Annotated in this window: 13 protein-coding genes; 8 read left to right on the top strand and 5 right to left on the bottom strand. The window is 65.8% G+C overall.

The features are described 5' to 3' along the window. Positions 1 to 62 precede the first annotated feature (62 nt). Together QAZ22_RS03565 and QAZ22_RS03560 are read left to right on the top strand one after the other, a co-directional pair. Positions 63 to 653 carry a DUF308 domain-containing protein gene (locus tag QAZ22_RS03565; RefSeq protein ID WP_278205598.1) on the top strand — a complete coding sequence of 197 codons (591 nt, stop codon included), beginning with the start codon at positions 63 to 65 and terminating at the stop codon, positions 651 to 653. 132 nt (positions 654 to 785) lie between these two features. Next, positions 786 to 1,373, top strand: a complete 588-nt coding sequence (locus QAZ22_RS03560) for a TetR/AcrR family transcriptional regulator (RefSeq protein WP_278207782.1) — start codon at positions 786 to 788, stop codon at positions 1,371 to 1,373. A 51-nt stretch (positions 1,374 to 1,424) separates the two neighbouring features. On the opposite strand, the gene QAZ22_RS03555 is transcribed toward QAZ22_RS03560, so the two are convergent. The 5 genes from QAZ22_RS03555 to QAZ22_RS03535 form a co-directional block, all read right to left on the bottom strand. Then, positions 1,425 to 2,954 carry a YifB family Mg chelatase-like AAA ATPase gene (locus QAZ22_RS03555; RefSeq protein WP_278205597.1) on the bottom strand — a complete coding sequence of 510 codons (1,530 nt, stop codon included), beginning with the start codon at positions 2,952 to 2,954 and terminating at the stop codon, positions 1,425 to 1,427. A 186-nt stretch (positions 2,955 to 3,140) separates the two neighbouring features. After that, a complete protein-coding gene (locus QAZ22_RS03550) occupies positions 3,141 to 4,202 on the bottom strand; it encodes a cyclic nucleotide-gated potassium channel (RefSeq protein WP_278205596.1) in 1,062 nt (353 codons plus the stop codon). 314 nt (positions 4,203 to 4,516) lie between these two features. Then, entirely contained in the window at positions 4,517 to 5,458 is a 942-nt protein-coding gene (gene gshB / locus QAZ22_RS03545; RefSeq protein ID WP_278205595.1) for a glutathione synthase, read from the bottom strand. 79 nt (positions 5,459 to 5,537) lie between these two features. Continuing rightward, positions 5,538 to 5,912: a GtrA family protein gene (locus tag QAZ22_RS03540; protein WP_278205594.1), complete on the bottom strand. Its 375-nt coding sequence runs from the start codon at positions 5,910 to 5,912 to the stop codon at positions 5,538 to 5,540. Continuing rightward, complete coding sequence (locus tag QAZ22_RS03535) at positions 5,912 to 6,922, bottom strand: glycosyltransferase (RefSeq protein ID WP_278205593.1); 1,011 nt, start codon at positions 6,920 to 6,922, stop codon at positions 5,912 to 5,914. Before QAZ22_RS03535 ends, QAZ22_RS03540 begins: the two co-directional genes overlap by 1 nt. Positions 6,923 to 7,044: 122 nt before the next feature. On the opposite strand from QAZ22_RS03535, the gene QAZ22_RS03530 reads away from it, so the two are divergent. From QAZ22_RS03530 to QAZ22_RS03505, 6 genes are all read left to right on the top strand, one after another. Then, positions 7,045 to 8,838: a GtrA family protein gene (locus tag QAZ22_RS03530; protein WP_278205592.1), complete on the top strand. Its 1,794-nt coding sequence runs from the start codon at positions 7,045 to 7,047 to the stop codon at positions 8,836 to 8,838. A gap of 108 nt (positions 8,839 to 8,946) precedes the next feature. After that, positions 8,947 to 10,296: an EAL domain-containing protein gene (locus QAZ22_RS03525; protein ID WP_278207781.1), complete on the top strand. Its 1,350-nt coding sequence runs from the start codon at positions 8,947 to 8,949 to the stop codon at positions 10,294 to 10,296. 404 nt (positions 10,297 to 10,700) lie between these two features. Next, the gene (locus tag QAZ22_RS03520) at positions 10,701 to 11,468 is read left to right on the top strand and encodes an SDR family oxidoreductase (RefSeq protein WP_278205591.1); all 768 of its coding nucleotides are present in this window, start codon (positions 10,701 to 10,703) and stop codon (positions 11,466 to 11,468) included. Then, positions 11,465 to 12,400 carry a 2-dehydro-3-deoxygalactonokinase gene (locus QAZ22_RS03515; protein ID WP_278205590.1) on the top strand — a complete coding sequence of 312 codons (936 nt, stop codon included), beginning with the start codon at positions 11,465 to 11,467 and terminating at the stop codon, positions 12,398 to 12,400. The genes QAZ22_RS03520 and QAZ22_RS03515 overlap by 4 nt, the downstream gene beginning before the upstream one ends. Then, positions 12,397 to 13,035 (top strand): 2-dehydro-3-deoxy-6-phosphogalactonate aldolase, encoded by a 639-nt coding sequence (locus tag QAZ22_RS03510; protein ID WP_278205589.1) that lies wholly within the window; start codon positions 12,397 to 12,399, stop codon positions 13,033 to 13,035. The genes QAZ22_RS03515 and QAZ22_RS03510 overlap by 4 nt, the downstream gene beginning before the upstream one ends. Further along, a complete protein-coding gene (locus QAZ22_RS03505) occupies positions 13,032 to 13,907 on the top strand; it encodes an SMP-30/gluconolactonase/LRE family protein (RefSeq protein WP_278205588.1) in 876 nt (291 codons plus the stop codon). Before QAZ22_RS03510 ends, QAZ22_RS03505 begins: the two co-directional genes overlap by 4 nt. Positions 13,908 to 13,945: the final 38 nt, after the last annotated feature.

Here is a 13,945-nt window from a genome sequence, read left to right as displayed (position 1 = left end):
GCGCATTGACGATCCGTTATCTACCTACTAGTTGGTAGATAGTTCAAACGAGAGATCTCATCATGTCTGCACAAATGAATGATCAAAGCCGTGCCCTGTCTTCAAACGCATGGCTCAAAAACTATTATTATCTGCGGTTTGCCGTATCGGCTGCCTGGGTCGCGGCGGCCCTCACCGTCGCGAAGACCGGCTCACCGCTCGCTGCCGTCATGCTGGTGGCCTACCCTGCATGGGACGCGCTTGCGAATTATCTCGACGCGCAGCGCAGCGGCGGGCTCGGCCGCAACAGGTCGCAGCTGCTCAACTTGGTCGTCAGCATCATCACCGCGATTGCCGTTGCCGTCGCGCTTGGCCGCAGCATGAGCGCGGTGCTTGCGGTCTATGGTGTCTGGGCCGTCGTCTCCGGCGCGCTTCAGCTGCTGACCGCGGTGCGCCGCTGGAAAATCAACGGCGCCCAATGGGCGATGATCCTGAGCGGCGCCCAATCGGCGCTGGCGGGCTTGTTCTTCGTAAAGATGGCGTCGGGCATGGAGGCCATTGGCATCGCCAATGTTGCGCCCTATGCCGCTTTCGGCGCCTTCTACTTCCTCGTGTCCGCCATGTGGCTGTCGGTCGGCGGCGCCCTTCGCAAGTCGCCGCGGGCCGTGAGTTGAGGTTTTCTCCGCCGGACGTTAGAGCAGTTCATCGTTTCACGGAAACGCTGAACTGCTCCACCTATTTGTTTTTACGCAATTTCGGACGGACAACCGCTATACACTTTTCCTGGAATTGCTCTTGGCATGTCTATGAACAAGCCCTCGAACACTGCCGATGACATCCTGGCCGCCGCGCGAAGCTTCATCGTCGCCGGCGGCTATAACGGGTTCAGCTACGCCGATATCGCCGAGGTGATCGGTATCCGCAAGGCCAGCATCCACCATCATTTCCCCAGCAAGGTCGATCTGGTGCAAACCCTGGTCAGGCGCTACCTGGAGGATGCCGTCACAGGCATGGCGGAGCTTGAGCGCAATGTGCCTGAGCCGCCTGAATTGCTTCGGACCTACGCCGGCTTCTGGGCCCAGTGCATTGAGGACGCGAGCAGGCCGTTCTGTGTCTGCGCCTTGCTCGCCAGCGAGCTTCCGGCCCTTCCGCCAGAGGTCGCCGCGGAAGTCCGGGCGTATTTTCAGTTTCTCTCGGGTTGGCTGACCGGCGTCATCGAGCGCGGCGCCGCGCAAGGCACACTGGCAATTTCCGCCGTGCCGCGCGTCGAGGCGGAGGCCTTCATGGCGACCGTTCACGGGGCGATGCTTTCCGCGCGAGCCTATGGCGATACAGCGGCTTTCGCCACGATCATGGCGCCGACGTTGCAGAAGCTGATCCCCGAGGCCGGTTGAAGAGGAACTCGGGGCGGAGAAACGGACCGGGCCTCCTTGCAGATTCCTTGATTACGCTGCCTGCGCCATCCGCTCCGCGCTCATGCGGTAGGAAATCGCCTCGGCGAGATGGATGCGGCCCACGGTTTCGCTGGCGTCGAGGTCGGCCAGCGTGCGCGCCACTTTGAGCACGCGATGATAGGCCCGCGCCGAAAAGGCGAGCTTGTCGCTGGCGTCCTTGAGCAGCGTCAGCCCGGCCGCGTCGGGCTTGGCGATTTCCTCGATGATCGCAGGCGGGCAATGCGCGTTGGTGGTCACGGACGCGCCCAGGCTCTCGAGCCGCTCGCGCTGCAGGGTCCGGGCGCGGGCCACGCGCTGCGCCACCGCCGCGCTCGTCTCGGCGCGGTCCGGCCGGATCAGGTCGCTCGCCGAGACCGCCGGCACTTCGATCCGAAGATCGATGCGGTCGAGCAGCGGGCCGGAAATGCGCGCCTGGTATTCGGTGCGGCAGCGCTCGCCGCGCAGGCAGCGATAGCCGGGTTCGCCCGACATGCCGCAGCGGCATGGGTTCATCGCCGCCACCAGCTGGATGCGCGCCGGGTAGGTGACGCGGTGGTTGGCGCGCGCGATCACGCAGTCGCCGGTCTCCAGCGGCTGGCGCAGCGCGTCCAGCGTCTGCGGCGTGAATTCCGGGAACTCGTCGAGGAAAAGCACGCCGTGATGGGCGAGCGACACCTCGCCCGGCCGCGCCCGCAAGCCGCCGCCCACCATCGCCGCCATCGACGCCGAATGATGCGGGGCGCGGAACGGCCGCCGATCCGTCAGCTTACCTTCGCCGAGCTCGCCGGCGACGGAAGCGATCATCGAGACTTCGAGCAATTCCTTCGGCGCCAGCGGCGGCAGGATCGAGGGCAGGCGCTGCGCCAGCATCGACTTGCCGGAGCCTGGAGGGCCGACCATAAGGAGGTTGTGACCGCCGGCGGCCGCCACCTCCAGCGCCCGCTTGGCGCTTTCCTGGCCCTTGATGTCGGCGAGGTCCGGCAGGTCGCGCGCCGCGACCTGGATGCCGGCCTCTGGCCGCGACAGCACCTGCGTGCCGCGAAAATGATTGGCGACGGCGATCAGGCTGCGCGGCGCCAGTATGTCGAAATCCTTGCCGGCCCAGGCCGCCTCCGGCCCGCAGGCGAAGGGGCAGATCAGGCCCTTGCTTTCGGCATTGGCGCCGATCGCCGCCGGCAGCGCGCCGGCCACCGCCGTGATGGTGCCGTCGAGCGACAGCTCGCCGAGCACGACATAGCCGGCCAGCATGTCGCCGGGAATGGCGCCAAGTGCTGCCATCAATCCAAGCGCGATCGGCAGGTCGTAATGGCTGCCTTCCTTGGGCAGATCCGCCGGCGCAAGGTTCACCGTCACCTTCTTCGACGGCATCGACAGCCCAGAAGCATGAAGCGCGGCCTGCACACGCTCGCGGCTTTCGGCCACCGCCTTGTCCGGCAGGCCGACGATCTGCATGCCGACCTTGCCAGGTGCTACCATCACCTGGACATCGACCGGCACGGCCTCGATGCCCTGGAAAGCCACCGTGCGAACCCGCGCCACCATCTTTACCGAGCCCCCGATACAGACTCGCGCGCGGCTTTGCGATCAAGCCGCGAGCGAAGTCGGGTTAGACAACCACAGATTTGCGCAGCGCGCAAGAACATTACGGGAACACAAAGGGCGGGCGCCGTCCAGCGACGATCCTGGGGCCGAGGTGATACGCAATCCGGCGCTGCGCAGCTGGTACGGTCAAGCCGTCGGCGCCGCGCCGCGCCGCTCGTGCGCGGTCTTGCGGATGACTTCCGCGATCTCCGGGCTGCTGCTGCACAGCATCTGGAAATCCGCCGAGTGCAGCGACAGCAGCGAGACCGCCGTTGTGGCGCTGACGGTCGCCATGCGCGGTTCGCCGGTGATCAGCGCCATCTCGCCGAAAAAGGCGCCAGGGCCAAGCTCCACCGGGTTCGGTGTCGCGACGCTGACGCGCCCCTCCACGACGAAGAACATCCGATCACCGGGCTCGCCACTGCGGCAGATCACGGCGCCCGCCGGCACGATGCGAGGTCGTAGCGCGCGCACGATCTCGACCAGCGCGGCCGGGCCGAGCCTTTGAAACAACGGCACGGCGGCGACCAATTGCCAATTGCGGACGAAATCCCCGCGACGGACTTCTTGAGCGAAGCCGGTGGCAAGAATGCCAGCCCAGAGCGCGAAGATGCCGATGCCGCTCATCATGACCAGCCCGGCAAGGACGCGTCCGGCGAAGCTTTGCGGAATGGCGTCGCCATAGCCGGTGGTGGACAGCGTGACCACAGCCCACCACATCGCCTGGGGAATGCTGCCGAACTTTTCCGGTTGGATGTCGCGCTCGATGACATAGGCCGCGAGCGCGACACCGAACAAAACGACGCCGAAGACGGTGGTGACGCCGATCAGGTTTCGCGCTTCGTTGGTCAGGACCCTGCCCAGCAGCGGGAAGAAAGTCGAGTCGCGCAGCGGCTTCAGCAGCCACACGGCACAATAGAGGCTCCAGTCGGGCCCGCCGATGAACAGAAACGCGGCGAGTGGAACCAAGACCGCGAGCACATCGATGGCGATTGTCGGCGTCCGAACGTCTCCCGCCCGGCGCTTGAGCAGCGTCGCTGCCATCTGCAGAAGATAGGCGCCCCAAATGACCGCGAGCACGGCAGCCAGACCCAGTCTGCCAGATCCGGACATGTCCGGTATCGTGAGCGCAGCCACCGCCAGAAGCCCGGGCGCGGCCAGCACCGCGTTGAGCGGCATGTAGAGTCTTGAGGAAGACAGTACCGACATTCTGTGCCCACGACCGGCGACTACCCTCCAAAATAGATGCCTTCAAGGCAAGCGCAAAGGTGCTTACGGTCGCTGCGACCCGAATGTATGAAGCCGGTCCTCAAGACGGATCACGGAACCCGCGAGGCGTCCACGCAGGGCGCGCCCTGCACGATATCGCCCAGGCCACGACGCCTGGGTGCAAGGCAACGAGCGCTTCGTCTGTATCGGGGTGAGCGCCGAGCAGCACGTCAGGCCGGCTGAGAGCAACTTCAGCGCGAAGCAGGTCTCCGTCAGATAGCGCGGTTCACCGTTTTCGTGAACCGGAGGCGCTGCTATCGCCTTTTGTCTTCCACGCAGTCCCAGAACAGGCTGGCGATGTCGGCTCCGCCGAAACGCTGCACTTCGCGAATGCCGGTCGGTGAGGTCACGTTGATTTCGGTCATCCAGTCGCCGATCACGTCGATGCCGACGAGGATGAAGCCGCGTTCCCTGAGCGCTGGGCCGATGCGGGCGCAGATCTCGCGCTCGCGCTCCGTCAGCTCGGTCTTCTCGGCGCGGCCGCCGACATGCATGTTGGAGCGCGAGTCGTGCTCGGCCGGCACGCGGTTGATGGCGCCCACAGGCTCGCCGTCGATCAGGATGATGCGCTTGTCGCCCTTGCGCACGTCCTTGAGGTAGCGCTGCACGATATAGGGCTCGCGGAACAACTGGCCGAACATTTCGAGCAGCGAGGCAAGGTTGCGGTCGGCCTCCTGCAGATGGAAGATACCGGCGCCGCCATTGCCGTAGAGCGGCTTGACGATGATGTCGCCGAACTCCTTGCGGAAGGCGGTCACTTCCCGGGGATCCTTGGTGATCAGCGTCTCCGGCATCAGCTCCGGAAACTCGGTGACGAAGATCTTTTCCGGGCTGTTGCGCACCCAGGCCGGGTCGTTGACCACCAGCGTCTTCGGATGGATGCGTTCCAGGATATGCGTGGTGGTGATGTAGTTCATGTCGAAGGGCGGATCCTGCCTGAGCAGCACCACGTCCATCTCCGACAGATCCGTGCGCACCGGCTCGCCCAGCGAATAGTGGTTGCCCTTCTCGTCGCGCACCTGCATCTCCTCGACGCGCGCGAACACCTTGCCGCCCAGCATCGACAGTCGATCGGGCGTGTAGTGGAAGAGCTTGTGGCCGCGCCGCTGCGCTTCCAGCGACAGCGCGAAGCTCGTGTCGCCGACGATCGACACGGTGGAGACATGGTCCATCTGGACGGCGATCTTCAGCGGCATCTGCAGTCTCCGGTGAGCTCTGCCGCCGATATAAGGAAATCGGCGGCGTCTGCCAATCGTGCTCGCTTGGTGCAGAAGCTCAGCGGTCGAAGACCAGCCGGGAATAGCCGAGGAAGGACAGCGCCATGGCGACGATCGAGGCGACCGCCAGCGCCGCCAGCGGCGGCAGGGCCGGCAGCGCGAACAGGAAGGCGCAATAGACGAGATAGTTGACGATGCTGGTGGCGACACCGACGCCGCCATAGCGCGCGCCCTCCTGCGCGATGCCCCGGCTCGACGGCGCGAAGGTCAGGTGCCGGTTGAACTGCCAGGTGACGGTGAGCGCAAAGCCGATCGAAAGCACGCGCGCCGCCAGCGGCCCGAGCGGCGTGACGGCAAGCAGCAGCCAGAGCGCGACCGCGTCGGCGACGAAGCCGATGCCGCCGGCAAGGACGAAGCGGGTAAGCCGGCCCATCAGGCCGCCCGCGAGGCCTTGCCTGCCTCACCCTTCAGCGGTGCCTGCCCGTTGGCGCCTGCGCGGCGCTCGCCGCGGCCGGAAGGGATCGAAAGATAGAAGATGCGCTTCTGCTCGGCCCGGCCGCGCGACACGGAATCGAGGATCAGCCCGGTCACCATCGACAGCATGGACAAGAGCAGCATGCCGACCGACAGCACCCAGGTCGGCATGCGCGGCACCAGCCCCGTCTCGGCGAACTCGATCAGCACCGGTATCATCAGGCCGATGCTGGCCGCCAGGAAGAACAGGGCGAATGTGCCGAAGAAGCGCAGCGGCTGCGTCTCCTTCATCAGCATGGCGAACATCCACAGAATCCTGGCGCCGTCGTGGAAGGTCGACAGCTTCGACGAAGAACCTTCCGGGCGGCGGCCGTAGTCGAGCGCCATCTCGCTCACCGGCAGCTTGAGCTGCGAGGCATGGACCGACATTTCGGTCTCGATCTCGAAGCCGCCGGAAACCGCCGGGAAGCTCTTGACGAAGCGCCGCGAAAAGACCCGGTAGCCGGAAAAGATGTCGGTGAAATCGGCGCCGAACAGGCCCTTGTAGAGCCGGTTGAAGATGCGGTTGCCGAAGGCGTGGCCGGAGCGGCCGGCGTCGTCGGTCACGCCGCGCCTGGTGCCCACCACCATGTCGGAGCGCTCGGTCTGCAGGACGTTGATCAGCTGCGGCGCATCCTCCGGCGCATAGGTGCCGTCGCCGTCGGCCATCACATAGATGTCGGCCTCGATGTCGGCGAACATGCGGCGCACGACATTGCCCTTGCCCTGCCGCGGTTCGCGCACGACGATCGCGCCGGCGGCGCGGGCCTTGAGCGCGGTCAGGTCCTTGGAATTGTTGTCGTAGACATAGATCGACGCTGACGGCAGGGTCTCGCGGAAACGCCGCACGACCTCGCCGATCGTCAGCTCCTCATTGTAGCAAGGCAGCAGCACGGCGATCGCCGGTTCGTTGCGGACTTCGTGCGGCATGTCTGTCTCCGGTGCCCGGCTTGAGCCCTCCGGCCGCGCCAATGCCGGCATCTCAGGCCGCTTTACTATTTATTGAAGCCGTTAAGGCTAGGTTTAAGCCTCTAGCTCCAAAGGCCTCGACCATGAGCGCAGCCAAGGACGGCGCCGCCACCTGGAAGTTCGATTTCATGCTGGCGTTACTGGCAACGCTGGCTGCCTTCGCGTTCAACGCATGGATGGGCTTCAGCGCGCTGGCCGATGTCGACAACGACAATCTGATGCGGCTGGTCGAGGTTCGCGATCTGCTCAACGGCCAGGGCTGGTTCGACCTGCACCAGTACAGGATGGGCCTCGAGGGCGGCTTCGTCATGCACTGGTCCAGGCTGGTCGACACACCGATCGCCGCCATCATTCTGGCCGCCTCCGCGCTGACCGGCAGCAGGCCTCTCGCGGAGGAGATCGCGCAGGTGCTCTGGCCGACGCTGCTGTTCTGCTCGGCGCTGTTCTTCACCATCCGCGCGGCGCGCGCATTCGCCGGCCGCAGCGCTGTCTTGCCTTCCGTCATCGTCGGCGCTGCCGGCTATCAGTTCCTCGGCATCTATTCGCCGGGCGCGCTCGACCACCATAATGTCCAGCTGATGCTGACCATGGCGAGCCTCGCTTTGCTGCTCGAGGCCCCGGTCCACCGGGCGGCAGCGCTGTTTTCCGGCCTCTGCGCGGCGCTGACGCTCGCCGTCGGCATGGAAACCGTTCCCTATGTCGCCACCATCGGCGTCTGCGTATCGCTGCTTTTCGTCGCCGACGCGAGCGGCGAGCGCGGGATCGCCAGGGATTTCGGTTTAGGCTTCGCCGGCGTATCGAGTCTTGTCTTCCTCGCCACCATCCCGGCCTCGGCATGGGGCGAGGCGCAATGCGACGCCTTCTCGACCGTGCAGTTCGTTGTCGCCGCCATCGCCGGCGTCGGGCTTTCGGCCATCGCTTCGGTCGAATTCACCGCGCGAAGCCGGTGGCACCGTCTGTTGTCGCTCGCCATGCTGGCCGTGGCCGTCGGCCTGGTCACGCTCGCGCTGTTCCCGCAATGCCTGGCCTCGCCTTATGCCGACCTCGATCCGCGCCTCAAGGAGTTATGGCTGGACCACATCAGCGAAGCCCAGTCGCTGTTCGCGCTGATTGTCGATACGCCGGCGCTGGTGGCGGCGCGCTACGCGACGCCGCTGGTGGCGATCGTCCTGATGGCGCGGCGTTTCGGTCGCGGCGGTTGGCGCCGTCAGGACAGTCTCGTTGCCGCGCTGCTTCTCGTCGCCTTCGGCGTTGCCGCCTGGCAGGTGCGCGGCTCGACATTCTCGATCGCCCTTGCCGTGATCCCGCTGTCCGCCTGGATCGCGACATGGCGGGCGCGGGCGCAGAACAATTCCTCGCTCGCCGTCGCCATGCGTCTCGCCGCGGTCTGGCTTGTGTCGATCAATCCGGTCTGGATGGGCGCCGCCGCGGCGACCTCGACGGCATTGGAAAAAAACGCGCCCGTCGCGGACGCCGGCGACATCGACAGGGATTGCGGGAAGGACGCCAGCTTCGCGGCGCTTGGCCGCATGCCCGAAACCGCCGTGCTCGCCCCCTCCGACATCGGGTCGCCGATCCTGGCCTTCTCCGGGCATCGCGTCTTCGCCGGCCCCTATCATCGCAATGTCGCCGGCAATCTTCTGGTGCTGGACGCGTTTCTCGGCACGCCGGACGAGGCGCGCAAGATCGTGGAGGCGCATCGCGTCGGCCTCGTGGCGATCTGCCGCGGCAGCTTCGAAAGCGTGATGCTGGTCAAAAAGGCACCGCTCGGCCTCCTTTCCGACCTGCTTCAAGGCAGCGTTCCGGACTGGCTCGAGCCGGTCGCCGAGACCAAAGGCAGCCCGATCGAAGTCTATCGCGTCAGGCGAGCCGGTTAAGCGTCGCGCAGACTCCGGCGAGCGCTCGAAAAATCGATTTTCCGATACTTTTCCTAAACGCTTTGCTGCCAGTCTGAGGATAAATACCGCCATCACAACAGGGACATGATGCAAACGACGTTTGGCACCGGGCAGCCAGGCAGGGAAAACACGGATCTGGCCTTCACCGATCCGCTGACCGGACTTGGCAACCATCGTCGCTTCTTCGACAAGGTCGATCGCCTGATCAGCGACCGCGCCGACGATCCCGCGCCCTTCACGGTCGGCATCCTCGATCTCGACGGTTTCAAGCCGATCAACGACCTGTTCGGCCACAAGGCCGGCGACGACATCCTGATCCAGGTGGCGATGCGCCTGCGCGCCTCGATGGACGGCTATTCCACCGTCTGCCGCATCGGCGCCGACGAGTTCGCCTTCCTCTACCCGATGGTGTTCAGCGAGGAGCAGGCGGCCGAGAAGTCGCGCATGCTGATCGAGATCCTGTCGGCGCCCTATGACGTCGGCGAGCGCACCGCGAGATTGTCGGCCTCGGTCGGCTGCTCGCTGTTCTATTCCGGCGACGAGACCACCGAGATCCTGATCAACAAGGCCGAGACAGCGCTGTACCACGCCAAGCGCTCGGGCCGTGGCCGCGTCGTCGTCTACACCCGCGAGATGGAGGAGGCCGCAAAACGCGTCACCCGCATCGAGCAGGCGCTGCGCCGTGCCGTCTCGGCCGGCGAGGTCGAGCCGCATTTCCAGCCCATCGTCGATCTCAACAGTCGCCGCACCATCGGCTTCGAGACCCTGGCCCGCTGGACCGACCGCGATCTCGGCATGGTGCCGCCGAACGTCTTCATTCCTATCGCCGAGGAGCGCGGCATCATCGGCCCGCTGTCGCAACTGGTGCTGCGCAAGGCGACCGAATCGGCCCGCAGCTGGCCGAAGGACTTGTTCTTGTCCTTCAACCTGTCGCCCTCGCAGCTGGTCGACCAGAACACCGGCCTGCATATCCTCGCCATCCTCGACCGCACCGGTTTCGATCCGCGCCGGCTGGAGATCGAGATCACCGAAACCGGCCTGATGACCGATCCGGCTTCGGCCGAGAAGATCGTCGAGGATCTGCGCCGGGTCGGCATCCGCGTCTCGCTCGACGATTTCGGCACCGGCCAGTCCTCGCTCGGACGGCTGCGCGAATTCCATTTCGACAAGCTCAAGATCGATCGCGCCTTCGTCTCCTCCATCCTCGACGACCGGCCCTCCGAACACATCATCCGCGCCATCCTCGCCATGTGCGAAGGGCTCGGCATGGACGTGGTGGCCGAAGGCATCGAGGAGGAAGCGCAGGCCGACCGCCTCGTCCAGTTCGGCTGCGCCGGTGGCCAGGGCTACCTGTTCGGCAAGCCGGTCGATGCCGACGCCACGCTCGGCTATCTTCGCGATTCCTACCGCGGCGCGCTGCATGCCAAGGCGATCTGACAAGGTCTGTTGATATTCAGGTGAGGCCGGTCTGCAAATGGCGGCCTCCTGCGCTTCCGGCCTTCGCCGGCCGAAGCATTCACGAATGGTTTGGCAGCTAAATTAAGGCTGCAGCCGGCATAGGCCGGTGCTCACGTACTTTAAGTACGTTCCGCTCCGGCCTTCGCCGGCCGAAGCCCTCTTAAGGGTCTCCGCTCTATGAAGGCTACGGCCGGCGTAGGCCGGTTCTCGGATGCCACCATTTTCGACTCGGCCTGACCTGAATCTCAACGAACCTTGAGCTGCTTCCGGGGAGGAGGTGCAGATATCATTTGTCGGACATAAGCTACTGAATTCGCCTTTTCTCCCTTGCCCCGGGGGCCGGCATGGCTAGGATGCGCGCCGGCCAAAGGGAGAAAGAAATCATGATGCCATCGGCGCGTTTCGCCGACCTCGACGGCGCTTCGGTGCTGATCACCGGCGGCGGTTCCGGCATCGGCGCGGCGCTGACCGAGGGCTTCATGCGGCAGGGCGCCAAGGTCGCCTTCATCGACATCGCCGACAAGTCCAGCACGGCGCTCGCCGACCGCGTCGAAAAGCAGCTCGGCCGGCGGCCGCTCTATCTCAAGACCGACCTGCGCGACGTCGAGGCGCTGCGCGCCGCGGTGGCCAAGGCGGCAAAGGCGCATGGCGATGTCACGGCGCTCGTCAACAATGCTGCGCTCGACGACCGCCATGAGGTGAAGGACGTCACGGTCGAGTTCTGGGACAACAATCTTGCCATAAACCTGCGGCCGCATTTCTTCACCGCCCAGGCGGTGGCGCCGGGCATGAAGCGGGCCGGCGGCGGCTCGATCATCAACTTCAGCTCCACGTCCTATCTCATCAACCACCCCGACCTGCCGGCCTACACCGCCGCCAAGGCGGGCATACTCGGCCTCACCAAGGGCCTTGCCGGCAAGCTCGGCGCCGACGGCATCCGCGTCAACGCGGTTGCGCCAGGCTGGGTGATCACCGAGCGCCAGCGCGAACTTTGGGTCACCGAGGAGGCGCTTGCCGCCCATGTCGCCAAGCAATGCATCAAGCAAGTCATGCAGCCGGACGACATCGTCGGCACGGTGCTGTTCCTGGCCTCGGATGCCTCGCGCATGCTGACGGCGCAGATGCTGATCGTCGACGGAGGCGTGCTGTGAGCGGCGCGCCGGCGGTCGCCGCCCTCGACTGGGGCACGACGAGGCTCAGGGCTTGGCTGCTCGATGCCGCGGGCCATGTGCTCGCGGAGCGGCGCGGCGACGACGGGCTGATCACCGCGCGCGAACAAGGCTTTGCCAAGGTGCTTGAAGGCCATCTCGCCGCCATGGGCGCGCCGGAGGCCTTGCCCGTCATCATCTGCGGCATGGCGGGTTCCCGCCAGGGCTGGATCGAGGCGCCCTATGTCGCCGTGCCGGCGCCGATCGGCGCCATCCTTGCAGGCGCTGCCCGCATCGAAGGCTCGAGCCGCGACATCCGCATCGTTCCGGGCCTCGCCCAGCGCCTGGCCGACGCGCCGGATGTCATGCGCGGCGAGGAAACGCAGCTTGCCGGCGCCGGTTTGCCGGCAAAGGGTCGCCATCTCGTCTGCATGCCGGGCACCCATTCGAAATGGGTCGCGGTCGAGGACGGCGCGGTCGCCGGTTTCGGAACCTGGCCGACGGGCGAGCTGTTTTCGGTGCTTGCCGCGCACTCGATCCTGAAGCATTCGCTGGGCGAGCATCCGGCGCCTGTCGCGTCGGACAGCCCGTTTTTCCGCCAGTGGTGCGGCCAAGCGCTGGGCGAGGGCGGCGACGTCACCTCGAAACTGTTCGCGATCCGCGCCGCCGGGCTGCTGCAGGATTTGAAGTCGGACGAGGCGGCGGCCTGCCTGTCCGGTCTCTTGATCGGCGGCGAGATCGCTTCGGCCAAGCGCCGCTATGGCGCCAGCGAGGCGCCGGTGGTGTTGATCGCCTCCGGCGCGCTGGCCGCGCTCTACGCTGTCGCTCTCGGGCTCGCCGGCCTTGCCTTCCGGATCGTCGATGCGGATGAAGCGGTGCGCGCCGGCCTCGTCGAGGCCGCGCGCGAAAATGGCATGATTGGAGGTGTCGCGTGACGCAGACTGCGCCTTTTCCGAAATTGAAACGCGGTCTCGTCGCCATCCTGCGCGGGCTGAAGCCGGGCGAAGCGGTAGCGATCGGCAAGTCGGTCCATGATGCCGGCATCGAGGCGATCGAGGTGCCGCTGAACTCGCCGGAACCGTTCGTCTCCATCGCCAGCATCGTTGAGGCGTTGCCCAAGACCGCGCTGGTCGGCGCCGGCACGGTGCTGACGGCCGCCCATGTCGATGCCTTGCACAAGGCCGGCGGCCGGCTGCTGGTCAGCCCCAACATCGATGCCGAGGTGATGGGTCGCGCGATGCATCACGGCATGGTGACGATGCCGGGCGTGTTCACGCCCACAGAAGCTTTCCAGGCGATCCGGCTCGGCGCCTCGGCGCTCAAATTCTTTCCGGCGAGCGTGCTCGGCGCCGGCGGCATAGCGGCGGTCCGCGCGGTGCTGCCGGCAACGACCTTGATCGGCGCCGTCGGCGGCGTCTCCGACAAGGATTTTGTCGGCTACAAGGCGGTCGGCGTCAGCGTGTTCGGCCTGGGATCGAGCCTCTACAAGCCGGGCGCCGGCGTCGAGGACGTGGCGCAGCGCGCCCGCGCCGCGGTCGCCGCCTGGGACGAAGCCTTCGGAGGGCAATGATGGACAGCGTTTCGGTTCTCAGCGACCACATTTGCGAGCTTGGCGAAGGCCCGAGCTACGATCCCGCCACCGACACGCTGTTCTGGTTCGACATCGTCAACGGCAAGCTTCTGGAAAAGCCGCTCGCCGGCGCGCTGAAAATCCATGATCTTGGCGTCATGGCCAGCGCCATCGCCGTCATCGACGATGCCCGCCAGCTGATCGCCACGGAAGTCGGCCTGCAGGTCAGGGACGTCAAGACCGGCAAGCTGACGCTGCACACGCCGATCGAAGCCGACAATCCGCTTACCCGCTCCAATGATTCCCGCGTCCACCCATGCGGCGCCTTCTGGACCGGTACGATGGGCAAGGCCGAGGGCAAGGGCGCCGGCTCGATCTACTGGTTCTTCAAGGGCGAATTGCGCCGGCTGTTCTCGGACATCACCGTCTCCAATTCGATCTGCTTTTCCGAGGACGGAGCGATTGCCTATTACACTGATACGGCAACCGGACTTCTGATGCGTGTCGCCTGCGATCCGGCGACAGGCTTGCCGACAGGCGAGCCGAAAGTCTTCGTCGATCATCGCTCGCAGAAAGGCTATGTCGACGGGTCGGTCGTCGACAGCGACGGCGTGCTGTGGAACGCGGTCTGGGGCGGCAAGGCGGTGAAGGCCTATTCGCCCGACGGCACGCTGCTGCGCGAGATCGCGATGCCGGTGACGCAGCCTTCCTGCCCCGCCTTTGTCGGCCAGAAAGCCGACCGCATCGCCGTGACGTCGGCCTGGAAGGGCAAGGACGACAAGCAGCGCGCTCTCGACCCGCAGGCTGGCATGACCTTCCTGCTCGATATTCCGGTCAAAGGTCGCTTCGAGCCGCGCGTGCTGATCGCCTGAGCGGCTGGCGGATTATCGCCCGGCCCGGTCGGTTTCCC

This window comes from Mesorhizobium sp. WSM4906 (assembly GCF_029674625.1).
In the GTDB taxonomy this organism is placed as follows: Bacteria; Pseudomonadota; Alphaproteobacteria; order Rhizobiales; family Rhizobiaceae; genus Mesorhizobium.
Note: the sequence above shows the minus strand (reverse complement) of the source record. Positions and strands in the feature narration are given on the sequence as shown.

What these genes read in the sequence shown, in the direction of transcription:
- QAZ22_RS03535 (WP_278205593.1), bottom strand. Translation starts at nt 6,922, where the DNA reads ATGCCGCACGAAGTCCGCAACGAACCGGCGATCGCCGTGCTGCTGCCT.
- gshB (WP_278205595.1), bottom strand. Translation starts at nt 5,458, where the DNA reads ATGCCGCTGAAGATCGCCGTCCAGATGGACCATGTCTCCACCGTGTCG.
- QAZ22_RS03550 (WP_278205596.1), bottom strand. Translation starts at nt 4,202, where the DNA reads ATGTCGGTACTGTCTTCCTCAAGACTCTACATGCCGCTCAACGCGGTG.
- QAZ22_RS03525 (WP_278207781.1), top strand. Translation starts at nt 8,947, where the DNA reads ATGCAAACGACGTTTGGCACCGGGCAGCCAGGCAGGGAAAACACGGAT.
- QAZ22_RS03560 (WP_278207782.1), top strand. Translation starts at nt 786, where the DNA reads ATGAACAAGCCCTCGAACACTGCCGATGACATCCTGGCCGCCGCGCGA.
- QAZ22_RS03565 (WP_278205598.1), top strand. Translation starts at nt 63, where the DNA reads ATGTCTGCACAAATGAATGATCAAAGCCGTGCCCTGTCTTCAAACGCA.
- QAZ22_RS03520 (WP_278205591.1), top strand. Translation starts at nt 10,701, where the DNA reads ATGATGCCATCGGCGCGTTTCGCCGACCTCGACGGCGCTTCGGTGCTG.
- QAZ22_RS03540 (WP_278205594.1), bottom strand. Translation starts at nt 5,912, where the DNA reads ATGGGCCGGCTTACCCGCTTCGTCCTTGCCGGCGGCATCGGCTTCGTC.
- QAZ22_RS03530 (WP_278205592.1), top strand. Translation starts at nt 7,045, where the DNA reads ATGAGCGCAGCCAAGGACGGCGCCGCCACCTGGAAGTTCGATTTCATG.
- QAZ22_RS03505 (WP_278205588.1), top strand. Translation starts at nt 13,032, where the DNA reads ATGATGGACAGCGTTTCGGTTCTCAGCGACCACATTTGCGAGCTTGGC.
- QAZ22_RS03555 (WP_278205597.1), bottom strand. Translation starts at nt 2,954, where the DNA reads ATGGTGGCGCGGGTTCGCACGGTGGCTTTCCAGGGCATCGAGGCCGTG.